This window comes from Roseisolibacter agri (assembly GCF_030159095.1).
Lineage (GTDB): Bacteria > Gemmatimonadota > Gemmatimonadetes > Gemmatimonadales > Gemmatimonadaceae > Roseisolibacter > Roseisolibacter agri.
In genome coordinates, this window is the sequence record NZ_BRXS01000001.1 from 468436 (window position 1) to 490340 (window position 21905).

Below are 21905 nucleotides of genomic sequence, written 5' to 3' on the forward strand. Positions count from 1 at the left end.
CGTGACCCTCGCTCGCCGCCTCGCCGCCGTCCTGGTGACGGCGGTCCTCGCCACGCCCGCCGCCGCGCAGAACGGTGCGGCGAGTGGGGCATCCGACCGCTACGACCTGGTCATCCGCAACGGCCGCCTGCTGGACGGTGCGGGCAACCCGTGGATCCGCGCCGACGTCGCGATCCGCGGCGACCGCATCGCGGCCATCGGCGACCTGTCGGCGGCGCGTGCGACGCGCACGATCGACGCCGCCGGCCGCTACGTCGCGCCGGGCTTCATCGACACGCACTCGCACGCGGGGCCCGGGCTCGCCAACCCCGCGCTGAGCGCGGGCACGCCGCTGCTCGCGCAGGGGATCACGACGGTCGTCGTGAACCCCGACGGCGGCGGTCCGACGGACCTCGTGCAGCAGCGCGCGCGCCTCGTCGCCGCGAAGCCGGGCGTCAACGTCGGCCTCATGGTGCCGCACGGCTCCGTGCGCGGTGCGGTGCTCGGGTCCCAGGACCGCAAGGCGACCGACGCGGAGCTGGAGCGCATGCGCGGCATCGTGCGCGCGGGGATGGCGGCGGGCGCGTTCGGGCTGTCGAGCGGACCGTTCTACGCGCCGGGCAGCTTCGCCCCCACCGAGGAGCTGGTGGAGCTGGCGAAGGTCGCGGGCGCGGGCGGCGGCGTCTACACGAGCCACATCCGCGACGAGTCGGACTACACGATCGGCGTCGTGGCCGCGGTGGACGAGGTGATCCGCGTCGCGCGCGAGGGCGGGCTGCCGGGCATCGTCACGCACATCAAGGCGCTCGGCCCCAACGTGTGGGGGAAGTCGCGCACGCTGGTCGAGCACATCGAGGGCGCGCGCGCGCAGGGCGTGGAGGTGTTCGCCGACCAGTATCCGTACGAGGCGTCGGGCACGAGCCTCTCGGCCTCGCTGGTGCCGCGGTGGGCCGAGGTGGGCGGCGGCGACTCGCTGCGCGCGCGCATCGCGGATCCGGTGGCGCGCGTGCGGCTGCGCGCGGGCATGGTGGAGAACCTCGCGCGCCGCGGCGGCGCGGAGCGGATGCAGTTCCAGCGCTACACGCCCGACCCGACCGTCGAGGGGAAGACGCTCCGCCAGGTGGCGGACGAGCGCAAGCAGGACCCGGTGGACCTGGCGATGGCGCTGATCGCGAAGGGGAGCGCCGGGATCACGTCGTTCAACATGGACTCGACGGACATCGCGACGCTGATGCGGCAGCCGTGGACGATGACGGCGTCGGACGGCGACCTGGTGCCGATGGGGCAGGGCGTCCCGCATCCGCGCGCCTACGGGACCTTCCCGCGCAAGCTGGGCAAGTACGCGCGCGACGAGCGCACGGTGGGGCTGGAGCAGGCGATCCGCAGCATGACGAGCCTGCCCGCGGCGGTGTTCCGCATGCACGACCGCGGGCTGCTGCGCCCGGGCGCCTACGCGGACGTCGTGGTGTTCGACCTCGCGAAGGTGCGCGACGCCGCGACGTACACGCAGCCGCACCAGCTGGCCGAGGGGATGGCGTACGTGATCGTCAACGGCGCGGTCGCGGTGGACGACGGGAAGGCGACGGACGCGCGGGGTGGGGTGGTCCTGAAGCGCTAGGCGGCTGCGTGCAGCGCACCGTGCGAACGGCCCTGGCACGCGACGACGCGCCAGGGCCGTTTGGCCTGTGGAGAGGATGCGGATGCTTCGGATGACTCGGATGCTGCGGATCGCTCCGCTCGGTGCATGGGGCGTCACCGCCACGCGGAGAAATCCGCAGCATCCGTCCCGATCCGGAGCATCCGCACCCCGCCAGATGCAGATGGGGTCCGGCGCGAAGGGGCCGGCCACGCAGCACCCGGCGCTCAGTAGTCGATCCACCCCTCCACGATCCGGAACGTCGAGCTCCGCGTCGCGAGCGTCGCGGTGCCGGCGATCCGCAGCTCGCCGGTCGCGTCGGCGAAGCGGCCCGTCCCGCCGACGATCGTCATCGTCGCCGTGAAGGCGATCTGCCCCGGGCCGGCGGGCGCGTTCCGCCCCTCGCCGGTGGCGTGCACCTCGTCGCCGTTGGCCGCCGTGAGCCGCAGCAGGTGCGTGACCTGCGTGCCGGTGGCGAAGGTGATCGTCTTGTCCGAGTACAGGGTCGCGCGGCCCAGGTGCGCGAGCTGGCACGTGCCCTCGTCCACCTGGCGGAAGGAGGCCGGCAGCGGGAACGGCGGCGGGACGAACGTCGTCTCGCACGTGCCGCTCATCGGACGCGGCACGGCCGACGCGGCGATGCGGTCGGTCGGCGCGAGCCGCGTCGCCTCGGGGACCTCGACGGGTGCGGGGCCGGCGCAGGCCGCGAGGGCGGTCGCGAGCAGGGCGGGCGTGAGGATCGGAGCGCGCATGGAGCCTCCTGGAGCGTGACGCGAGGGGACGGCCGGACGCGGCCGTGCGGTTTGCCGGACGAGAGCCCCACCCGTACCTTCGACCGACGGTGCGAGGGGCTCCATCCGCAGACGCGCAGTGGGCGCGCGAAAGACGCCATGGCCACGCAGGGACCGGAGCGCACACCCGACACGCGACACGACGCGCAGCCCGACGCGCAGCGCGACGCGCAGGAGATCGAGGCCGCCCTGGCCACCTTGCGCCGCGGCGCGCCCGAGGCGATGGACCGCCTGCTGCCGCTGGTCTACGACGACCTGCGCCGCATGGCGCACCGGCAGCTCGCGGCCGAGCCGTCGGGACACACGCTGAGCACGACGGCGCTCGTCCACGAGGCGTATCTGCGGCTGGCCGACCAGTCGCGCGCGGAGTGGGTGGACCGCGGCCACTTCCTCGCGATCGCCGCGCGCGTGATGCGTCGCGTGCTCGTCGACTACGCGCGCCGGCACCGCGCCGAGCGGCGCGGCGGGGCGGAGCGGCAGCGCGTGGCGCTCGAGGACGCGGACGACGCGGGAGCGGTGGTGGCGGCGCAGCGCGCCGACGAGCTGCTGGCGCTCGACGAGGCGCTCGCGCGGCTGGCGCTCGTGGACGAGCGGCTGTGTCGGGTGGTCGAGTGCCGTTTCTTCGCGGGCCTGAGCGAGGTCGAGACGGCGGAGGCGCTCGGCGTGTCGCAGCGCACCGTGTCGCGCGACTGGACGACCGCGCGCGGGTGGCTGTACCGCGAGCTGCGCGGCGATGCCGCCTGAGTCGTCGCCCGCGCGCTGGGCGGCGGTGCGCGCGGCGGCGGAGGCGGCGCTCGACCTGTCGCCCGACGAGCGCGCCGGCTACCTGACGAGCGCCTGCGGCGGCGACGCACAGCTGCGCGCGGAGGTCGAGCGCCTCGTGCGGGCCTGCGAGGACGCGGCGGCCGCGGACGGCTTCCTGCGCGAGCCCGCGGCGGCCTTCGCGTCGCCGATGCTCGACCGCGTGACGTCGCCCGGCGACGACGACGCGGACGGCGTCCCGGAGGCGCTGCGTGCCGCCCTCGATGCGGAGGGCTACGCGGTGGAGCGCGAGCTGGCGCGCGGGGGCATGGCGGTCGTCTACCTCGCGAACGACCGCCGGCACGCGCGGCCGGTCGCGATCAAGGTGCTGCCGCGCCGCGTGCGCGCCGCCGTGAGCGCCGGGCGCTTCCTGGCCGAGATCCGGGTGACGGCGGGGCTGACGCATCCGCACATCCTGCCGCTGCACGCGTCGGGCGAGGCGGACGGACGCCTGTACTATGTCATGCCGTACGTGGACGGCGAGACGCTGCGGCAGCGCATGACGCGCGAGCGTCCGCTGCCGGTGCCGGTCGTGATCCAGCTGCTGCGCGAGATCGCGGGCGCGCTGGACTACGCGCACCGCCAGGGCATCGTCCACCGCGACGTGAAGCCGGAGAACGTGCTGCTGGTGGACGGGCACGCGGTCGTGGCCGACTTCGGGATCGCGCGCGCGGTCAGCCGGGCGCGCACCGATCGTGTCGCCGGGGCCGCGGACGACGCGTTCCGCACGCAGCCCGGCCGCATGCTCGGCACGCCCGCGTACCTCGCCCCGGAGCAGGCGCGGGGCGAGCCGGCGACCGACCACCGCGTCGACCTCTACGCGCTGGGCGTGATCGCGTACGAGGCGCTCGCCGGCGCGCATCCGTTCGGCGCCCGCACGCCGGACGCGATGCGGGCGGCGCACTGCGCGGAGACGCCGGCGCCCCTCGCGACGCGACGCGCGGACGTGCCGCCCGCGCTGGCCGCGCTGGTGACGCGGCTGCTGGCCAAGGAGCCGGCCGCGCGTCCGCGGAGCGCGGCCGACGTCGTGCGTGCGCTCGACGCGGTCGATGCGCGCGCACCCGGGAGGCCGCGCTCGCGACGCATCGCGCTCGGCCTCTGGGCGGCGGCGCTGGCGGTCGTCGGCGCGCTGGCCGTGCAGCGGCTGGCGGCGCGCGGCGACGCGCGGTCGGCCGTCGTCGCCGCGCATTCCGCCACACGCCCGTCGGTCGCGGTGCTGCCGTTCGTGAACACGGGCGGCGCCGCCTCGGACGAGCCCCTGTCGGACGGCCTGACCGACGAGCTGATCGCCACGCTCGGCAAGGTGCCGGGGCTGGACGTGATCGCGCGCACCTCCGTCTTCGCGCTCAAGGGGCGGCGGCTCGGGGTGCGCGCCGTCGCCGAGACGCTCGGCGTCGCGACCGTGCTGGAGGGCAGCCTGCGCCGCGCGGGCAGCCGCCTGAAGGTCACCGCGCAGCTGGTGCGCGCGGCCGACGGCACGGTGCTGTGGACGGAGTCGTACGACCGCGAGCTGCGCGACGTGCTCACGATGCAGGAGCAGATCGCGCGCGCGATCGCCGCGACGCTGCAGGTGCGCCTGACCGGCGCGGGCGCCGCGCGCTTCGGGGCCCGCGCGATCGCCGACCCGGTCGCGTACGAGCTGTTCCTGAAGGGGCGCTACGTGTTCAACGCGGGCACCGGTCGCGACGAGCTCCTGCAGGCCGCGCGCTTCTTCGACGCCGCGATCGCGCGCGACCCGACCTTCGCGCCGGCGCACGCCGGGCTGTCCGACGTCCATGCGCGGCTGTCGGTGTTCGGCTACGGCCGCGCGCGCGACGAGATGCCGCGCGCGCGGGCCGCGGCGCTGCGCGCCCTCGCGCTGGACGGCACGCTGGCCGCCGCGCACGTGGCGCTGGCGCACACGCTGTACGTCCACGACTTCGCGCCGGACTCCGCCGAGCGCACGATCCGCCGCGGGATCGCGCTCGATCCGGGCTACGTGCTGGGCCGCACGATGTTCGCGATCATGCTCCAGTTCCAGGGCCGCTTCGCCGAGGCGCACGCGCAGCTCGACACGGCGGCGGCCCTCGATCCGCTGGCGTCCATCGTGGGCACGGTGCGCGGCCGCGCGTACGTGAACGCGCGCCGGCCGGACGACGCCATCCGCGCCATGCGCGCCGCGCTGGAGCTCAACCCGCGTGCCGACCTCGCGTGGCAGCAGCTCGGCCACGCCTACCTGCAGAAGGGCATGGCCGCGGAGGCGCTCGACGCGCTGCGCCGCGCGGCGGCGCTCACCGGAGCGCGCGACTCGGCGACCCTGGCGTATGGGCTCGCGGTCACGGGCAATCGGACGGCGGCGCGGCGCATCGTGGCGGCGCTGGAGGCGTCCACCGCGCGGCGCTTCGTGCCACCGTTCGAGCTGGCCATCGCGCACACGGGGCTGGGCGATGCGGACGCGGCGTTCGCGTGGATCGACCGCGCACTGACGGCGCGCGACGTCTTCCCGGACGCGGTGTCCGGCACCATCGCCCTGGCACCGCTGCACACCGACGCCCGATGGCCGGCGATGTTGCGACGCTATCTGGCCGCGCGCTGAGCGACGTCGGGCCTCGCGGCCAGCATCGACGCGAGCGACCCGAACGGCGAACGGCATTGCAAAGATGAAGATCTGAAAAGTTCGGATAACGGCGGATGGCTCCATGTGGCGGCGACCAACGTCGCGACACGCGGAGCCATCCGCACCTATCCGATCTTCTCAGATCTTCATCCTTGCTGCTCTTGCAGTCCGGTGGCCGGCGCGCGTGCCCTAGCGGGGCGCCGGCGGCGGCGTCAGGAACCGGTCCGCGTGCCCCGGCTCGAGGTCCAGCGAGCGACGGAACTGCTCGCGCAGCGCGGGGCGGCGGCGCCAGAACACCGCGCTCATCGTCAGCACCGCGATCAGGTTGCCGACCATGATCGGCAGCCACGCGTGCGAGCCGAGCGGGGAGGCGACGTCGAGGATCGCGACGAGGACGTAGATCCCGACCTCCACCACCGCGAACAGCAGCAGGAAGCCGAACAGGATCGACGGCTCGCGCTCCGCCACGTCGGCCACGAACGCCGCCAGCAGCCCGACGACGATGAACGCCGCGACGTGGAAGACGGTGTACGCCGAGACCAGCGTGCCGACGCTCAGGTCCTCGCGGCCCGGCGCCAGCACGCCCAGCATCCCGCGGCCGAGCGTGGCGGGCGTGAACAGCGGGCGTCCGTCGATCGTGTCGATGACGAGGAACCAGAGCGCGATCACCGCCGCGCCCACGAGGCCCGCGAGGATCCCGTCGTAGAGCGTGCGGTGCGGCGCCGCGGCGAACGCCGCGCCGCGCGCGCGCACGCTGGTGGCGTTGCGGCGCCACGCGACCACCAGCAGCAGCGCGAGGATCAGCAGCGGCAGCCACACCTGGCCGCCGCCGCGCATCCATTCGGTGAGCGCGGCCGGGACCATCAGGCCCGCCAGCGCCAGCGCGCCGAAGGTCGCGCTGGCCGGGATCAGCAGCGCGACGCCGCCGGCGATCTCCAGCAGCCCCACGAGGTACGGGATGCCGACCGGGAAGCCGCGCACCGCCGCGGCGGCGGCGACCGGAAGGATCTGGAGCCCGAGCAGCTTCGAGGCGCCGTCGAGCAGGAACACGGCGGCGAGCACGATGCTCAGTGCCCAGATGAGGACGGCGTCAGGGCTGGACTCGCGGCGCATGACTGACCTCCGGGATCGTGGAGCGGCGACCACCGACCGACGTCGCCGCACGCGGCATGCCGATGCCCGGATATGTGCGCCCCGATCGGGAGTGGCGCCAGACGCCGCCGGCTGCCAGCCTTGTAGCGCCACGTCGCGACGACCTCGGCTTCTTCTCGGCCCCTCCCCGCGCCCGCCCGCCTCCATGGAAGCCGTCCCGGCGCCGACCGCGCCGCCCACCCCGTACGCGCCGCCTGCTCCGCCGACTCCGGAGCGCCCGGCCGGCCTGCTCGCGCGCCTCGGCCTCGGCACGCCGGCGCTGCGCGCGTGGGCGATGTACGACTGGGCCAACTCGGCCATCTTCACGGTCGTCGTGACGGCGGTCTTCCCGACGTACTTCGCGCGCGTGCCCGCGAGCGCGCTGCCCGGCGCCACGGCCACGGCGCGCTACTCGCTCGCCACCACCATCGCGCTGCTGGTCGCGGTCGTGCTGTCGCCGGTCGTCGGCGCGATCGGCGATGCGCGGCCGGTGAAGAAGCGGCTGCTCGGCCTCTGCGTCGGCGTCGGCGCGCTGGCGACGGCGGCGCTCGGCCTCGCGGGCGACGGCGACTGGCGCCTCGCGCTGCTGGCGTTCGGCGTCGTCAACGTCGCGGTCAACGCGAGCACCGTCGTCTACGACGCGCTCCTGCCGCACCTCGCGCCGCGCGAGGACCTCGACCGCGCGTCGGCGGCGGGCTACGCGATCGGCTACCTGGGCGGCGGCGTCGCGCTGGCGGTCGCGCTGCTCGCGATCCTCAAGCCCGAGTGGCTGGGGCTCGGCGCGCTGGCGGCGCGCGAGCCGTCGGCGCCCACGCGCGTCGCGTTCGTGGGCGTGGCCGCGTGGTGGGCGCTGTTCACGCTCCCGCTGCTGCGTCGCGTGCCCGAGCCGCCGGCTGCGCCCGCGACCGACGCGTCGCCCGGCACCGTGGTCGTCGTGCGCGAGGCGTTCCGCGGGCTCGCGCACACCGTGCGCACGCTGCGCCGCATGCCCGACGCGTGGCGCTTCCTGATCGCGTTCGTGCTCTACAACGACGCCATCAACACGATCATCCGTATGGCCGCCGTCTACGGCTCCGAGCTGGGGCTCGGCCAGACGTCGCTCATCGGCGCGATCCTCGTCGTGCAGTTCCTCGGGATCCCGTTCGCGTTCGCGTTCGGCTGGCTGGCGGGGAAGGTGGGCGCCAAGCGGTCGATCCTCGGCGCGCTCGCGGTCTACGGCGTCATCAGCGCGATCGCGTACGCGCTGCGCACGGAGCGCGACTTCTGGGTGCTCGCGATCCTCGTCGCGACGGTGCAGGGCGGCGCGCAGGCGCTCAGCCGCTCGCTCTACGCGAGCCTCGTCCCCGCGTCGCGCTCGGGCGAATTCTTCGGGCTGTTCAGCGTCTTCAGCCGCTTCGGCGGGATGATGGGCCCCCTGGCGATGGCGCTCGTGACGACGCTCACCGGCTCCAGCCGGCTCGGCATCGTCTCGGTGGTGCTCTTCTTCGCGGCGGGCGCGTTCGTGCTGTCGCGCGTGGACGTCGCGCGCGGCCGCGGTCAGGCGGTGGCGCTGGACGAGGCGGAGGGCGCGACGCCGGTCTGACGTGGCGTGCCGGACCCGAACGGCATTGCAAAGATGAGATCGGACAAGATCTGATGACGACGGATGCTCCGCGTTGGGCGACGTTCGTCGCCACCACGCGGAGCATCGGCGGTCATCAGATCTTCTCAGACGTTCATCCTTGCTGCCGTTGGCCGTTCAGGTCCCGGCATGACGTGCCCGTCGCCACTCGGCAGCGCCTCCGCGCGCGCCACCATCGCCTCGATGCGGCGCGCGAGCTCCGCCTGCCGCGCGCGCAGCTCGGCCACCCGGCCGCTGCGCCGGCGCAGCGTGAGGAAGCGGCGTGCGTCGCGCCACGCGTCGCGCCACCCCTCCGCCGTCAGCAGCGCGAGCAGCAGCAGCGGCGGCACGCCGACGAGCGTCGCCAGCGCGGCCCACCAGCCGCCGATGACGCCCGCGAGGACCGTCAGCAGCAGCGTCCAGAGGAGGAAGCAGGCCGCGCCCACCAGCGCCTTCGCCGTGGCGCGCACGTCCACGGACTCGGCGCCGGGGAAGAGCCGCGCGATGCGCCCCGTCGCCTGGTACGGCACCCAGCCGAGCACCGTGCCGACGGCCGCCAGCGCGCCGAGGACGAGCAGGTGCAGGCGACGCAGCGCCCACGTGACCGCGGTGCCGGCGTCGGTCGGCACCGCGAGGTCTGCGGGCGACAGCCGCAGCGCGCCGAGCAGGCGGCGGTGGCGCCGCAGGTCGTCGCCGAGCTGCATCGCGGCGTCGTGCGCGGCCGCGTCGTCGCGCATTCGCGCGAGCAGCTCCGCGCCCAGGCGCCGCCGCTCGAGCCGCGTCTCGCCGGGCAGCGCGTCCGCGGCGTGCACCTCGTCGGCCAGCGCGACGAGGCGCGCGTCCTCCCACGACGCGAAGCTCACCGTCACGCCGTGCAGCGCGGCGCCGATGCGCGCCGTCAGCTCGCGCACGCGCGCGGGCTCGCTCGCCGCGCCGCCGGCCTGCGCGTCGCGCACGGCGTCGGCGGCGAGGTCGTCCCACGGCACCCCCGCGCCGATCACCAGCAGCCCGGGCGAGCGGAAGATCGCGCGGTCGTCGAGCGTGATGCCCACCGGCACGAGCGGGAACGCACGGCCGAGGCGCGCGGCCGTCTGCAGCGCGAGCCGCGCGGCGCCGGTCTTGAGCGGCGCGAGGCCGGGCTGCGCGTGGCTGATGCCTTCCGGGAAGAGCGCGATCGCGTCGCCCGCGAGCAGCGCCGCCTCGGCCGCGCGGAAGGTGTCGTCGTTGCCGCCGGGCGGCGCCTCGCCATCCTGCCGCCGGTGCACCGGGATCGCGCCGCTCGCGCGCACCAGCCAGCCGACGTTGCGGTCGGTGAACAGCGGCGCCTTCGCGAGGAAGCGCGCGGGCCGCCCGACGGCGAGCGTCACCAGCGCCGGGTCGAGCAGCGAGTTCGGATGGTTGGCGACGACGAGCAGCGGTCCGTCCGCGCCGGGGCGCTCGCCGGCGATCTCCAGCCGGTAGAACGTGCGCGCGACGAACGCGCCGAAACGGCCGACCTGATGGTGGACGGGCATGCCGGATGATGGCACTCGACCGCCGACTCGGCTACCGGCGGCCGGACCCGAACTGCATTGGACAGGATTACAACGGATTCGACGGACAAGAGCCGGATTACGCTCCGCGTGGCGCGAAGGACGTCGCCGCCACATGGGACGTAATCCGGCTCTTGTCCGTTCAATCCGTCGAATCCTGTCTCATGCAGTTCGCTCGTCAACATCCGACGCACCGATGTCCGGCGCCACGTATCAGCGCAGCACGACCGCTCCCAGCACCGCCAGCGCGCCGAGCGTGACGATGCCGGCGAGCGCCAGCAGCGTGCGGTTCCAGCGGAGCAGCGCGGGCGACTCGGCATTCATCGCAGCGGTCGCGGTCGCGGTCGCGGTCGCGGGCGCGAACGCCGATGCCGCGGCGGCCGGCGTCGTGGGGACGGCCGGCATGCCCGGCGGCGTGGGCGTCGCGCCCGTCCACCCGTCGGCGGCCTGCGCGTCCAGCGCCTGCCCGAACGAGAACGCGGTCGGGAAGCGCTCGGCCGGATGGCGCGACATCGCGCGCCGCAGCGCGGCGTCCACGTGCTCCGGCACGTCGCGTCGCCGCTCGCGCACCGACGGCGGTGGTTCCTCCAGCCGGCGGGCGAAGATCGCCTCCATGCTCGCGCCCGGGTGCGGCGGCTCACCCGTCAGCATCTCGAACGTCACGCACGCCAGCGCGTAGATGTCGGCGCGCGCGTCCACGGGATGCTCGCCCGTGCCCTGCTCGGGGCTCATGTACGTCGGCGTACCGACGAAGAAGCCCGCGCCCGTGCCCGCGCCGCGGCCGAGCGTGGAGTCGGGCGTCGCGTGGAGCGCGCGCGCGAGGCCGAAGTCGGTCAGCAGCGCCTGCCCCTCCTCGGTGAGGAGCACGTTCTCCGGCTTCACGTCGCGGTGGACGATGTCGCGGCGGTGCGCGTAGTCCAGCGCCCGCGCGATCTCGCGCGTGATGCGCACCGCCTCCGCCACCGACAGCCACCCCTCGCGGGCGAGCCGCTGCCGCAGGCTCTCGCCGGCGACGTACGGCATCGTGTACCAGTAGCGGCCCGCGGTCTCGCCCGAGTCGTAGACGGTGACGATGTGCGGATGCTGCAGCCGCGCGGCGACCATCACCTCGCGCTCGAACCGGTCGGGGCCCATCGACGCCGCGAGGCCCGCGTGCATGACCTTGAGCGCCACCATGCGGTGGTGCTTCACGTCGCGCGCGACGTAGACGGTGGCCATGCCCCCCTGCCCGAGCTCGCGGTCGATCGTGTAGCGCCCCGCGAGCATGGTCTGGAAGCGGTCGCTGACGTCGGGCACCGCGGGGAGGGGAGGAGGTCGGCGGGCGGAAGCGGCGGTGGACGGCGCGCCAAGGTAGGGGCGCGGACGCGCCTCGAACAAGAGACGGCCCGCGCTCCAGTGGGGAGCGCGGGCCGTCCTGCCGTTCGGCGCGAGGCGGACGCCTCAGCCGTCGCGGAAGACCTCCAGGCAGGCGCCGGGGCCGCTCTCCAGCCCCGCGCGGAAGTTCGCGGTGCGCTGCGCCTCGGTGCCGTGGCCCATGAGCGCCGCGCGCACGAGGATCGCGCGGTCGGCGCGCCGGTCGCCGGTGAGCTCGGGCGTCGGGTCGGCCGCGGCCGCCATGCCGAAGAATGCCTCGTCGATGTCGCCGGGCTCCAGCTGGCCGTCGGCGTCGGCCTGCCGCGCGAACGCGCCCGCCAGGCAGTCGGCGGTGCGCTCGTTCTGGTAGGTGTAGCGCGACATCTGGCCGAGCTGGATCGCGACCGCGTGGCCCATCTCGTGGGCGATCACGCCGACCGCGGCCATGTCGCCGTCGGTGCCGAGCTGCATGGCCGCACGCTTGGCCTGCGCGGCGAGGAAGATCTCGTCGAAGTAGATGCGGTTGTCGCGCGGGCAGTAGGCCGCGTTGTTGGCGGTCACCGCGCCGCAGGGCGTGCGCACGCCCGCGCCGCGGAAGCGCGCGACCTGCGGCGCCACGAAGCGCGCGCCGACGTCGGCGAAGTGGGCGCGCCACATGGGCACGAGCGCGCCGTACGCCATCGCGGCCTTGGCGTTGGACGCCTGCACGTCGGCCAGCGTGACGGTGACGGTGGGCGTGTCGCCCGCGCCCATGCGCTGCAGGGGCAGCGGCGCGTCGGGCGCGGCGGCGGTGGTCAGCCCCGCGACGAGCGCGGCGGCGACGAGGGTGCGGGCATGCAGCAGGACGGACCGAGTCGTCATCGATTCACCTCCGCCATGGTCTACCCCGGTGGGCGGCAGGTGTTGCGGATTTCCCACCCATCCGCGGCCGGGACCGTGGCCTATTGGAGGGGATCCGGATGCTCCGGATCTGAACGGATCCGACGGATCGCTCCGCTCGGGTGCATGGAGCGTCGCCACCAGGCGGAACGATCCGTCGGATCCGCTGCATCCGGAGCATCCGGATCCTCACCAATGGCAAGAGGGGCTGGTGCGCCGATGCTCGTCAGCGCGTGCGCACGACCGTCATCTGCACGTTGGTCGGCAGCGTGCCCCACGCGACGCTCCCCGCGCCGTTCGCCGCCACGCCGACGCGCAGGAACGCCACCCCGCCGCCCACCAGCGTCACGCTGCGGGTGGCCCCGTCGGTGAGCGTGGTGGTCGCCAGCGGGAAGCCGCTGCCGCCCAGCGCGCCAAAGATGGAACGGTAGCCCCAGCTGGGCTGCTGCCAGCGCGCGGCGACGCCCGTCAGGTCGTCGGCGAACAGCGACGTCGCCCAGTCGCGGAACAGCGCCACGCTCTCCGTGCCGAACACCTGCCGCACGTTCGCCATCCCGCTCGCGGTGGAGTTCACGAGCGCGCGCCACGTCGCCGACTCCGTGCCGCCCTTCTGGTCGGCCGCGTAGCGCAGGAAGGCCCACGCCGCGCCGCGCGTGGCGAGCGAGTCGTCGCTGGCATACGGCGAGTTGACCGCCGTGGCGGCCAGGTAGTCGCCGAAGCGCCCGAAGTTCTCCAGCTGGAACTCGTTGAACGCGTCCACGGACACGCTCGAGCGGCGCAGCGCCGCGGCGCCGAGGTTCGCGCGCGCCGCCAGCCCCGCCGCGCGGTAGAACACCAGCTCCTCGGCCACGTGGCTCAGGCCCTCGTCCAGCCAGGTGTCCTCCCAGTCCGCCGCGCTCGTGTTCACGTACATGCGGCGCGACGCGTTGATGAGGTGCTGGTACTCGTGCGCCACCGTCCCGATCACCACCGACGACACGCCCGCCTTCGAGAAGCGATTGTCGTTGATCGTGCCCGACGGATCGGGGACCATGAGGTAGAACAGCTCCCCCGCGTTGCTCGCGGCGCAGGCGTCGCCCGCCGTCGCCGCGGTCGTGGGGAAGAGGTCGCGCGACCAGAAGAAGCCGCCGACGTACCACCCGCTGCTCGCCGGCGTCAACTCGTTCACGGCGCGCGTGAAGAAGAGCACGACCTTCCCGTTGCCGTCGATGTCCGTGGGGTCGCCGAAGCTCTCGCTCGCCACCGGCGCGATCAGCGTGTCGAACGTCGCGGCGATCGACGCGTAGTCGGCGTCGGTGTAGCCGCCGGCGGGGTTGCCCGTGTCCGCGACGACGACGGACTTGCTGCCGATCGCGGCCACCCGCGCCACGCGCATGCGCGCGTTCGTGCACGCGTCGTCCGCGTTGGCGTTGAGCGACACCAGGTCGCCGACCGCCGCGGTGCGCGGGATGACGGCGCGCGAGAGCCCGGTGCGGGCGCTGCTACGCGTCGCGAACCAGCTGCGGGCCGCGCCCAGCCGCGGCGCCAGCTCGCGCGCGGCGACGGCGCGCTGCCGCGCCTCGAGTGCGGCGAGCGGCGTGCGCGCGACGAGCGCTCGCGAGGCGACGGCGCCGGTCGTCGTCAGCGCCGCGAGCCCGCCTTCGTCCGACAGCGGGGCCGTGAGGTCCGCGGCCGTGACGGCGCCGGGCGCGGTGACGCCGCTGGCCTGCACCGACAGCGACGCGCGGCTGGCGGCGTTCGTCGAGCCATTGAACGGGACGAGCGCGTACTCCGCGCCCGCCGCGCCGCCCGGCAGGCAGAGCGACGTCACGGACGCCAGCACCGTCACCTGGCCCACCGCCATCAGCGCCGCCGCGTCCGCCGCGCACGCGACCGAGGCACTCGGCGTCGTGACGGCGGCGGTCGCCGTGGCGAGGAAGGTCGCCGTCAGCCCCACGCTCGCGACCGACGCGGTCACCTGCACCGTGCCCGGCGTCGCGCCGAGCGTGAGCTGCGTGGACGCGAGGCCATCGGCGTCGGTGGTGGCGCTGGCCGGCGAGAGCGTCGCGCTCCCCGCCGTGACCGCGAACGTCACCGTCGCGCCGGCCACGGGCGTGCTCTGCGCCGTGGTGACGCGCACCGTCAGCGCGGTCGGCAGCGCGCTCCCGACGGTCGCGCTCTGGTCGCCGCCGCGCACGACGCCGAGCGCGGTCGGGCGGGCGTCGAGCGTGGTGGCGGTGGTGCCGTCGGCGGCGCAGCCGCCGAGCAGCGTGGGCAGCGCGGCGAGCAGCGTCGCGCGGAGGAGGAGGCGGCGCATCGTGGGGTCCTCAGCCGACGTTGACGCCGAGCGAGATGATGCCCGCGTAGCCGCTCGCCGCCTGCGCGGTCTGCAGCGTCAGCGCCGCCTTGGCCGCGGCCGACAGGCCGTTGTAGATGCCGTCGGTCGAGTTGAGCGTGTTGCGGCGCCCCTTGCTGCTGTACGGCGCCTGCGCGTGCACCGTGTCGGTGAGCGTCTCGTCGAAGAAGAACTGGCTCGTGAACTCGTACGTCTTCGTCGTGCCGGCGAACAGGCGCAGCTTGAAGTGCACGTGCACGGCGCGCCCGGTGTACCAGCCCGGGTAGATCGTCTGGAAGCGCGCGATGCCGTCGGCATCGGTGATCTGGTAGCCGCGCAGGAACTTCCGGCCGCCGCCCGCGTTGCCCGCCGCCGTCACGTCCGAGTAGACGCCGGCCGCGTCGCAGTGCCAGACGTCGAGGTACGCGCCGGTCAGCGGCGTGCAGGCGTTGTTCCCGACGCGCTGCACGTTGAACTGCAGCGACAGCGGCACGCCCTGCGAGAGCACGCCCGTCGCGGGATCGGCGCGGATGTCCGAGCGGTTCAGCTTCTCGTCGACGAAGTACGGGCCCTCGGTCAGCGCCGCCGTCAGCACGCACGACGGCGTCGTCGTGGTGCTCGGCGTCGTGGGCGTGCTGGTGCCCGTGTCGACGGTGGCACCGGTCAGGCCGTCGGTCGCGCACGCGACGAGCGACGACGAGACGACCACGCTGGCCGCGCCGCGGGCCGCGAAGCCCAGCAGGTCGCGGCGCGACAGGTTGTTGCGGAGGACGGACGGCGTGCGGCTGCGGTCGTTCGACATCGGACGGTGCTCCGGACGGCGGTGATCGATTCGGCGACGCGGCGGCGAGAGGCGGCTGCGTCGCGATGCACGCCCATGAGAACACGGCACCGGTGCGGCACCCCAGCCGGCTCGTGACGCGCCGCGTGCGGTTCGTGACAGCGGCGTGCCGTTCGTGCGAGCGGGCGGATCGGGCCTGGCGCCGCGGCGTAGACATCCCCCGAAGCCGATGGGGACAACGACCGACGCTTCGCCCGCCGCATCCGGCGCGGGCCACGATCACGATCCACGTATGGAGAACACGATGCGACAGTTCACGATCGCGACCGCCGCGGGTCTCGCCCTCGTCGTGGGCGCCGCCACGGCCACCATCGCGCAGGCGCCGGCCGGCAGCGGCTCGCGGCCCGCGGCGAGCGACACCGCCCGTCACGACGGACACGCGCGCGGCGAGCGCGGCGGTCCGCGTGGTGGCGAGCGTGGCGGTGAGCGCGGCGGGCGTGGCGGCCCCGGCGGCCCCGGCAGCATGCTGCTCCGCGGCATCACGCTGACCGATGCGCAGAAGCAGCAGCTGCAGGCGCTGCGGCCGGCGCGCGGCGGGCAGAACGACGCGGCGCGCGAGCAGACCCGCAAGCTGATGGACGAGGCGCGCGCGGCGCGTCAGCGCGGCGACACGGCCGCGGCGAACGCCCGCTTCACGCAGCTGCGGACGCAGATGCAGCAGCAGCGCGACCGCGACGTCGCGGCGATGCGCAACGTCCTGACGGCCGAGCAGCGCAAGCAGTTCGACGCCAACGTCGCGGAGCTGAAGCAGCGCGAGCAGGACCGCCCGCAGGAGCGCGGCTTCGGCCGTGGCGGCCGTGGCGGCAGGGACGGCCAGCGCGGCCGGGACGGCGCGCGCGGCGAGCGGAGCGACTTCCGCCGCTGATCGACTCCACCCGAACGCCCGAGCCCCCGGCGCGATGGTCGCGCCGGGGGCTCGTGTCGTCTGCGCTTCAACTCAGGAGGAGACGCCGAGCCAGCGTTCGAGCGCCTCGCGGCGCGAGCGGCTGACGCGCAGCTTGCCGCCGCCCTTCAGCTGCACCGAGTAGTCGCCGCCCGCGCCGCGGTGCATCGTCTCGATCAGGTCGAGCCGCACGATGACGGAGCGGTGCACGCGCATGAAGCGGTCGGGGTCGAGCTGCTCCTCGAGCGTCTGCATCGCCTCGCGGATGACGTAGCGGTGTCCCGCGACGTGCAGCTCGGCGTACGGCCCGCTGGCGGTGATGAAGTCGATCTGCGACACCGGCACCGGGCGCACCTTGCCGCGCACCTCGACGGCGATGCGCTCGAGGTAGCGCGGCTGGGCGGCCGGCGTCGCCGTCGGCGCAGGGGCGACGGACGGCGCGGGCGCGGTCGCGGGCGCGTCGCCCTGCAGCACGCCCAGCAGCCGCTCGCGCAGCTGCGCCATCCCCTCCAGCGACAGCCGGCGGCGCGCGCGGCGGAACGCCTCCTCGAACCGCTCGTCGTCGAACGGCTTGACGAGGTAGTCCACCGCCGCGACGTCGAACGCGTGCAGCGCGTACTGGTCGTACGCCGTCACGAAGATCGTCATCGGCATCTCGGCGCCCAGTTCGCGCACGACGTCGAGCCCCGTCTTCTCCGGCATCTGCACGTCGAGGAAGACGAGGTCGGGCCGCTCGGCGCGGATGGCGGCGATCGCGGCGGTGCCGTCGCCCACCGCGCCGACGATCGTCACGTCCGGCTCGTGGCGCACGAGGTCCTCGATCCGCATGCGCGCCAGCGGCTCGTCGTCCACGATCAGCACGCGCAGCGCGCGTCCCCCTCCGTCAACGGTCATCGATGCTCGCTCCCACGGCAACGGGCCGGGCCGGGATGTCGGGTGTGGGTGTGCTCGGCGCGATGCGCCGCGGCAGCCGGATCTCGGCCACCGTCCCGCCCTGCGGCGCGGCGGCGATGGTGAAGCGCTGCGCGGCGCCGTACAGCTGCTCCAGCCGCGCGACGGTGTTGCGCAGCCCGACGCCGCTGCCGGCGGTCGGCGCATCCGGCGCGACGCCCGGGCCGTTGTCCGTCACGCGCAGCACCAGCGACTCGCCCTCCAGCCGCGCGTCGATCGCGACGTTGCCAGGGCCAGCGATCCGCTCGACGCCGTGCCTGATCGCGTTCTCCACCAGCGGCTGCAGCACGAGCGTCGGCACGAGGACGTCGAGCGCCGCGTCGTCGGCCGTCGTCTCGACGGTCAGCCGTCCCTGGAAGCGCACCTGCATGATCTCGACGTAGCGCGAGAGCAGCGCCAGCTCCTCGCGCAGCGGCACCACGGCGCGGTCCGCGCCCTCGAAGCTGAAGCGCAGCAGGTCGCTGAGCCGCGCGATCATGCGGCGCACGCCGCGCGGGTCGCGCTCCACCAGCGCCGAGACGGCGTTGAGCGTGTTGAAGAGGAAGTGCGGATCGAGCTGCCGGCGCAGCGCGTCCAGCCGCGCTTCGGCCAGCTGCGCCTCCAGGCGCGCCTCGCGCCGCGCGGCCTCCTCGCGCCGCGCGTGATAGCGCCGCGAGAGCGATCGCGCGACGCCCGCCGCGAGCACTGTGAGGTAGAGGACGAGCGCATTGAGGAACGCGAACCAGAAGGGCGGCCCGCCGCGGCCCCCGCCCGGCCCGCCGCGACCACCGCGCGGACCGCGCGATCCCGGCGGCGGGCCGAACGCGTGCCGCAGCTCGGTGCTCGCCCAGCCCATCGTCGCCGCGACCGCGATCCCGACGCCCGCGAACGCCAGCAGCCGCGCGCCGCGCCGCGCGTCCACGCCCAGCCGGTCCGCGAGCAGCAGGATGGGCGGCGTCAGCAGCGCCCAGCCGAGCGCCTCCAGCAGCGCGACCATGATCGGACCGCGCAGCCGGTCCATGTCGTTCCCCCGCTCGTCGAACAGCCGGCTGGCGATCGAGAGGAACGCGTACAGCGCCCACACCCCGACGATCACCGCCAGCTCGCGGCGCGTCAGGTGGAGGCGCCGCTCGGCGGCGAGGGAGTCGGTCGGCGTGGACGGCATCGGAGGTCGGGAGATGCCGGGATCGTACCGGGGGCGCCACGCCGGGGCGAGAGCTGCGGATGCGGATGGCATCCCGCGCGGCACGAGTGGCATCGACGCGCCACGAACGGCGCGCGTGGCGGGACTGGGGGCGCGCGACGCTCGCGTGTTCCACGAGCAGCTCCGTCCTCCGACCCGAATCCGCCCATGCGATCCCGACCCGTCCTCCCGCGCCTGCTCGTCGGCGGCGCGCTCGTCCTCGCCGCGCGCACCGCGACCGCGCAGGGTGGCGTCGGCGTGGCGCTCGGCGCCGTCGCGCCGGTCGCGCGCCAGCAGCCCTCCGTCGTCGCGGGCGAGGACCGCCTCGCGAACGCGGAGGACGAGGTGCCGCTCGCCGTGCTCGTGCTCGCGCACCGCGTCGCGCTCGGGCTCACGGCGCCGCAGCTCGCGCAGGTGGGCGCGCTCGCCGCGCACCTCGACTCCGTGCTCCCGCCGCTGGACGCGGAGATCGGCGCGCTGCGCGTGCGCGCGACCGTCGACGACTGGCGGCTGGTGGACGCGACGCGCGCCGCGGCGCTGCGCGAGCAGGCCCGTCGGCGCGGCGCGCTCGTCGCCGCGCGACACGACGCGCGACAGGAGGCGCGCACGGCGACGCTGGCGCTGCTCACCGCGCCGCAGCGCGACTCCGCGCTCGCGATCGAGGCGGCGACCCGTCGCTCGGCCGACGACCGGCTGCGGCGCACGCGCGGCGGCGGCTGGGGCGCGTTCGGCGGCGCGCGCGCCGACAGCACGGGCACGCGCTAACGCGCGGCGCGGTCGAGCGTCTCACGGCGCGGAAGGAGACGGGACCACGACGTCCCGGCAGAACCGTTCACGGAGATCGACACGATGCGACAGATCACGAAGCGCTGGATCCTGGGCGGCGCGCTCGCGCTGCTCGGCGGCGCGGCCCTCACGGCCGGCGCGCAGCCGCCGGCCGGCATGCGCGAGGTACGCGGCGGCCCGGCCGGCCGCGGCGGCGCCGAGTTCCTGCTCGCGCACACGGGCGAGCTGCAGCTGACCGATCAGCAGGTCGTGCGGCTGGCGGCCATCGCGCGCCGCGCGGAGTCGCGGCGCCGTGCGCTGCGCGACACGCTGGAGCGGCAGCGCGCCGCGGCGCCGCGCGTCGCGCCGGGCGATTCGGCGGCGCGTCCGGGCATGCGTCCCGGCATGCGCCCGGGCATGCCGCGGCGCATGGGCCCTGGTGCTCCAGCGCCGGAGATGGTCGCGCGCATGCAGGCGCTGCGCGAGCAGGCGCGCGTGGACCTGCGCGATGCGCTCGCGGTGCTGACGCCGGACCAGCAGGCGATGGCGTGGACGATGCGCGACGCGGGCGGCGGCGCGCCGCGCGCGATGGGGCGCGCGATGGGGCGTGGGATGCGCCGCCCGACGGGTGGTCCGGACGGCCCTGGCGCGCGCATGCGCCGGCCAGGTCCACGGGGCGAGTGACCGCAGCCGCGGCGGCGCGCGTGCGGTAGATTCGTCGCGCATGAGCGCCTCCGTCGGCTTCACCTTCGAGACCACGCCGCGCATCGTCTGCGAGGACGGCGCGGCGGACCGCCTGGGCGCGATGGCGCACGAGCGCGGCGTGCGGCGCGCGCTCGTCGTCACCGACCGGGGGCTGGTGGACGCGGGCGTGCTCGCGGGCGCGCTGGCGAGCTTCGACGACGCGGGCGTCGAGGTGGTGCTGTTCGACGGCGTGCTCGCCGACCCCCCGCAGGCGTCGGTCGAGGAGGCCGTCGCGCTCGCGCGCCATCGCCGCGTGGACGGCGTGGTCGGACTCGGCGGCGGCAGCTCGCTGGACACCGCGAAGCTCGTGGCGCTGCTCGCCGGGTCGGACGAGGCCCTGGACGACGTGTTCGGGGTGGGGAAGGCGCGCGGGCCGCGGCTGCCGCTGCTGCAGGTGCCGACGACGGCGGGCACGGGCTCCGAGGTGACGCCGATCGCGATCGTCACCACGCCGACGCACGAGAAGGTCGGCGTCGTCTCGCCGCTGCTGTACGCGGACGTCGCGGTGCTCGACGCCACGCTCACGGTCGCGCTGCCGCCGCGCGTCACCGCGATGACGGGCATCGACGCGATGGTGCACGCGATCGAGGCGTACACGTCGCGGCATCGCAGGAACGTGCTCTCCGACACGCTGGCGCTGCGCGCGCTGGCGCTGCTGTCGCGGCACCTGCGCACGGCGGTGACCGACGGCGCGGACCTCGACGCGCGGCGTGCGATGCTGCAGGGCGCGATGCTCGCGGGGATGGCGTTCGCCAACGCGCCGGTGGCCGCGGTGCACGCGCTGGCCTATCCGCTGGGCGGGCACTACCACGTGCCGCACGGCCTGAGCAACGCGCTGGTGCTGCTGCCGGTGCTGGAGTTCAACCTCCCCGCCTGCGAGTCGCGCTACGCCGAGCTGGCAGCGGTGCTGCGCGTGGAGGGCAGCGCGGCGGCGCGGCCCGCGACCGGGCGCGCGCTGCTCGACGGGCTGGCCGAGCTGACGGCGGAGCTGGGGCTGGAGCGCACGCTGCGCGACGTGGGCGTGCGCGAGGACGACCTGCCGATGCTCGCGCGCGACGCGATGCAGGTGCAGCGGCTGCTGGTGAACAACCCGCGCGACGTCACGTACGACGACGCGCTGGCGATCTACCGGCAGGCTCTGTGAGGGCCGCGTGACCGCGCGCGAGGCGCCCGAGCCGCGCGACCGCTATCCGCACCTGACGACGCTCGACACGCGGTGGATGGACAACGACGTGTACGGGCACGTCAACAACGTCGTCTACTACAGCTTCTTCGACACGGCGGTGAACCGGTGGCTGATCGCGCAGGGCGTGCTCGACCCGGGCGCCGGCGACACGATCGGCCTCGTGGTGGAGACGCAGTGCCGCTACTTCCGCCCGCTGTCGTTCCCGGACCGCGTGACCGCGGGGCTGCGCGTGGCGCACGTCGGCACGTCGAGCGTGCGCTACGAGCTGGCGCTCTTTCGCGACGACGACGTGGAGGCCGCGGCGGCGGGGCACTTCGTGCACGTGTACGTGGACCGGGTGTCGCGCCGACCGGCGCCGCTGCCTGAGGATCTCCGTCGCGCGCTCGAGGCGCTGAGGATCTGACGGCTGCGTGCATCGTGCTGCGTGCACGGCCTCGGGACACGACGTCGTGCGGTTGTCATCCCGAGCGCAGCGAGGAATCTACGGTGCGTGCCGCGTGGCCTGCAGTTGGTGAGCCGGGCCCGAACGGCAACAGCATTGGCAGGGATAAGATCTGACAAGATCGGATAACGACGGATGGCTCCGCGTGGCGCGACGTACCTCGCACCCGCACGGAGCCATCCGTCGTTATCCGATCTTGTCGGACTTTCATCCTTGCTGCAGTTGCCGTGCAGGGTCCGGCGCGCATCGACTGGCCACTCGCCGGGGAGAGCAGGCCCCTCGCTGCGCTCGGGGCGACACCTGAAAGGCGCGCCGAAGG

General features: G+C 75.0%; 18 protein-coding genes. 9 read left to right on the forward strand and 9 right to left on the reverse strand.

Translation table 11 applies throughout. The features are described from left to right. Position 1: 1 nt before the first annotated feature. Positions 2-1597 (forward strand): N-acyl-D-amino-acid deacylase family protein, encoded by a 1596-nt coding sequence (locus rosag_RS01960; protein WP_284348327.1) that lies wholly within the window; start codon positions 2-4, stop codon positions 1595-1597. 245 nt (positions 1598-1842) lie between these two features. On the opposite strand, the gene rosag_RS01965 is transcribed toward rosag_RS01960, so the two are convergent. Continuing rightward, positions 1843-2367 carry a hypothetical protein gene (locus rosag_RS01965; protein ID WP_284348329.1) on the reverse strand — a complete coding sequence of 175 codons (525 nt, stop codon included), beginning with the start codon at positions 2365-2367 and terminating at the stop codon, positions 1843-1845. Between the two features lie 138 nt (positions 2368-2505). On the opposite strand from rosag_RS01965, the gene rosag_RS01970 reads away from it, so the two are divergent. Then, positions 2506-3150 (forward strand): ECF-type sigma factor, encoded by a 645-nt coding sequence (locus tag rosag_RS01970; protein WP_284348331.1) that lies wholly within the window; start codon positions 2506-2508, stop codon positions 3148-3150. Then, a complete protein-coding gene (locus rosag_RS01975; protein ID WP_284348332.1) occupies positions 3140-5782 on the forward strand; it encodes a protein kinase domain-containing protein in 2643 nt (880 codons plus the stop codon). The genes rosag_RS01970 and rosag_RS01975 overlap by 11 nt, the downstream gene beginning before the upstream one ends. A gap of 210 nt (positions 5783-5992) precedes the next feature. Here rosag_RS01975 and rosag_RS01980 read toward each other — a convergent pair whose 3' ends face one another. Further along, positions 5993-6916, reverse strand: a complete 924-nt coding sequence (locus rosag_RS01980) for a DoxX family protein (protein ID WP_284348333.1) — start codon at positions 6914-6916, stop codon at positions 5993-5995. A gap of 184 nt (positions 6917-7100) precedes the next feature. Between rosag_RS01980 and rosag_RS01985 the strand changes: the two genes are divergently transcribed. Then, a complete protein-coding gene (locus rosag_RS01985; RefSeq protein ID WP_284348334.1) occupies positions 7101-8516 on the forward strand; it encodes an MFS transporter in 1416 nt (471 codons plus the stop codon). Positions 8517-8641: 125 nt separating this feature from the next. Here rosag_RS01985 and rosag_RS01990 read toward each other — a convergent pair whose 3' ends face one another. The 5 genes from rosag_RS01990 to rosag_RS02010 form a co-directional block, all read right to left on the reverse strand. After that, positions 8642-10048 carry a 1-acyl-sn-glycerol-3-phosphate acyltransferase gene (locus rosag_RS01990; protein ID WP_284348335.1) on the reverse strand — a complete coding sequence of 469 codons (1407 nt, stop codon included), beginning with the start codon at positions 10046-10048 and terminating at the stop codon, positions 8642-8644. 231 nt (positions 10049-10279) lie between these two features. Next, positions 10280-11362, reverse strand: coding sequence for a serine/threonine-protein kinase (locus rosag_RS01995; RefSeq protein WP_284348336.1), 1083 nt, complete (start codon positions 11360-11362; stop codon positions 10280-10282). Positions 11363-11506: 144 nt separating this feature from the next. Then, positions 11507-12280, reverse strand: a complete 774-nt coding sequence (locus rosag_RS02000; protein WP_284348337.1) for a neutral zinc metallopeptidase — start codon at positions 12278-12280, stop codon at positions 11507-11509. Between the two features lie 244 nt (positions 12281-12524). Continuing rightward, positions 12525-14594 carry an Ig-like domain-containing protein gene (locus rosag_RS02005; protein WP_284348338.1) on the reverse strand — a complete coding sequence of 690 codons (2070 nt, stop codon included), beginning with the start codon at positions 14592-14594 and terminating at the stop codon, positions 12525-12527. 10 nt (positions 14595-14604) lie between these two features. After that, on the reverse strand, positions 14605-15414 hold the full coding sequence (locus rosag_RS02010; protein ID WP_284348339.1) for an intradiol ring-cleavage dioxygenase: 810 nt from the start codon (positions 15412-15414) through the stop codon (positions 14605-14607). Between the two features lie 283 nt (positions 15415-15697). Between rosag_RS02010 and rosag_RS02015 the strand changes: the two genes are divergently transcribed. Next, positions 15698-16318: a Spy/CpxP family protein refolding chaperone gene (locus rosag_RS02015; RefSeq protein WP_284348340.1), complete on the forward strand. Its 621-nt coding sequence runs from the start codon at positions 15698-15700 to the stop codon at positions 16316-16318. A gap of 72 nt (positions 16319-16390) precedes the next feature. Here rosag_RS02015 and rosag_RS02020 read toward each other — a convergent pair whose 3' ends face one another. Both rosag_RS02020 and rosag_RS02025 read right to left on the reverse strand, forming a co-directional pair. Beyond that, positions 16391-17230: a LytR/AlgR family response regulator transcription factor gene (locus tag rosag_RS02020; protein WP_284348341.1), complete on the reverse strand. Its 840-nt coding sequence runs from the start codon at positions 17228-17230 to the stop codon at positions 16391-16393. Beyond that, positions 17220-18431 carry a sensor histidine kinase gene (locus tag rosag_RS02025; RefSeq protein WP_284348342.1) on the reverse strand — a complete coding sequence of 404 codons (1212 nt, stop codon included), beginning with the start codon at positions 18429-18431 and terminating at the stop codon, positions 17220-17222. The genes rosag_RS02020 and rosag_RS02025 overlap by 11 nt, the downstream gene beginning before the upstream one ends. 186 nt (positions 18432-18617) lie before the next feature. Between rosag_RS02025 and rosag_RS02030 the strand changes: the two genes are divergently transcribed. The 4 genes from rosag_RS02030 (at position 18618) to rosag_RS02045 (ending at position 21547) form a co-directional block, all read left to right on the forward strand. Beyond that, entirely contained in the window at positions 18618-19214 is a 597-nt protein-coding gene (locus tag rosag_RS02030) for a hypothetical protein (protein ID WP_284348343.1), read from the forward strand. Positions 19215-19298: 84 nt separating this feature from the next. Continuing rightward, a complete protein-coding gene (locus tag rosag_RS02035; RefSeq protein ID WP_284348344.1) occupies positions 19299-19898 on the forward strand; it encodes a Spy/CpxP family protein refolding chaperone in 600 nt (199 codons plus the stop codon). A 40-nt stretch (positions 19899-19938) separates the two neighbouring features. After that, the gene (locus rosag_RS02040; protein ID WP_284348345.1) at positions 19939-21102 is read left to right on the forward strand and encodes an iron-containing alcohol dehydrogenase; all 1164 of its coding nucleotides are present in this window, start codon (positions 19939-19941) and stop codon (positions 21100-21102) included. Positions 21103-21178: 76 nt separating this feature from the next. Continuing rightward, positions 21179-21547, forward strand: a complete 369-nt coding sequence (locus rosag_RS02045; protein ID WP_345784808.1) for an acyl-CoA thioesterase — start codon at positions 21179-21181, stop codon at positions 21545-21547. Positions 21548-21905: the final 358 nt, after the last annotated feature.

Excerpts from the sequence above, each read along its gene's own strand:
- rosag_RS01965 (WP_284348329.1), bottom strand. The coding sequence starts at position 2,367 with ATGCGCGCTCCGATCCTCACGCCCGCCCTGCTCGCGACCGCCCTCGCG.
- rosag_RS01970 (WP_284348331.1), top strand. The coding sequence starts at position 2,506 with ATGGCCACGCAGGGACCGGAGCGCACACCCGACACGCGACACGACGCG.
- rosag_RS01975 (WP_284348332.1), top strand. The coding sequence starts at position 3,140 with ATGCCGCCTGAGTCGTCGCCCGCGCGCTGGGCGGCGGTGCGCGCGGCG.
- rosag_RS01980 (WP_284348333.1), bottom strand. The coding sequence starts at position 6,916 with ATGCGCCGCGAGTCCAGCCCTGACGCCGTCCTCATCTGGGCACTGAGC.
- rosag_RS01985 (WP_284348334.1), top strand. The coding sequence starts at position 7,101 with ATGGAAGCCGTCCCGGCGCCGACCGCGCCGCCCACCCCGTACGCGCCG.
- rosag_RS01990 (WP_284348335.1), bottom strand. The coding sequence starts at position 10,048 with ATGCCCGTCCACCATCAGGTCGGCCGTTTCGGCGCGTTCGTCGCGCGC.
- rosag_RS02000 (WP_284348337.1), bottom strand. The coding sequence starts at position 12,280 with ATGACGACTCGGTCCGTCCTGCTGCATGCCCGCACCCTCGTCGCCGCC.
- rosag_RS02005 (WP_284348338.1), bottom strand. The coding sequence starts at position 14,594 with ATGCGCCGCCTCCTCCTCCGCGCGACGCTGCTCGCCGCGCTGCCCACG.
- rosag_RS02010 (WP_284348339.1), bottom strand. The coding sequence starts at position 15,414 with ATGTCGAACGACCGCAGCCGCACGCCGTCCGTCCTCCGCAACAACCTG.
- rosag_RS02015 (WP_284348340.1), top strand. The coding sequence starts at position 15,698 with ATGCGACAGTTCACGATCGCGACCGCCGCGGGTCTCGCCCTCGTCGTG.
- rosag_RS02020 (WP_284348341.1), bottom strand. The coding sequence starts at position 17,230 with ATGACCGTTGACGGAGGGGGACGCGCGCTGCGCGTGCTGATCGTGGAC.
- rosag_RS02025 (WP_284348342.1), bottom strand. The coding sequence starts at position 18,431 with ATGCCGTCCACGCCGACCGACTCCCTCGCCGCCGAGCGGCGCCTCCAC.
- rosag_RS02030 (WP_284348343.1), top strand. The coding sequence starts at position 18,618 with ATGCGATCCCGACCCGTCCTCCCGCGCCTGCTCGTCGGCGGCGCGCTC.
- rosag_RS02035 (WP_284348344.1), top strand. The coding sequence starts at position 19,299 with ATGCGACAGATCACGAAGCGCTGGATCCTGGGCGGCGCGCTCGCGCTG.
- rosag_RS02040 (WP_284348345.1), top strand. The coding sequence starts at position 19,939 with ATGAGCGCCTCCGTCGGCTTCACCTTCGAGACCACGCCGCGCATCGTC.
- rosag_RS02045 (WP_345784808.1), top strand. The coding sequence starts at position 21,179 with ATGGACAACGACGTGTACGGGCACGTCAACAACGTCGTCTACTACAGC.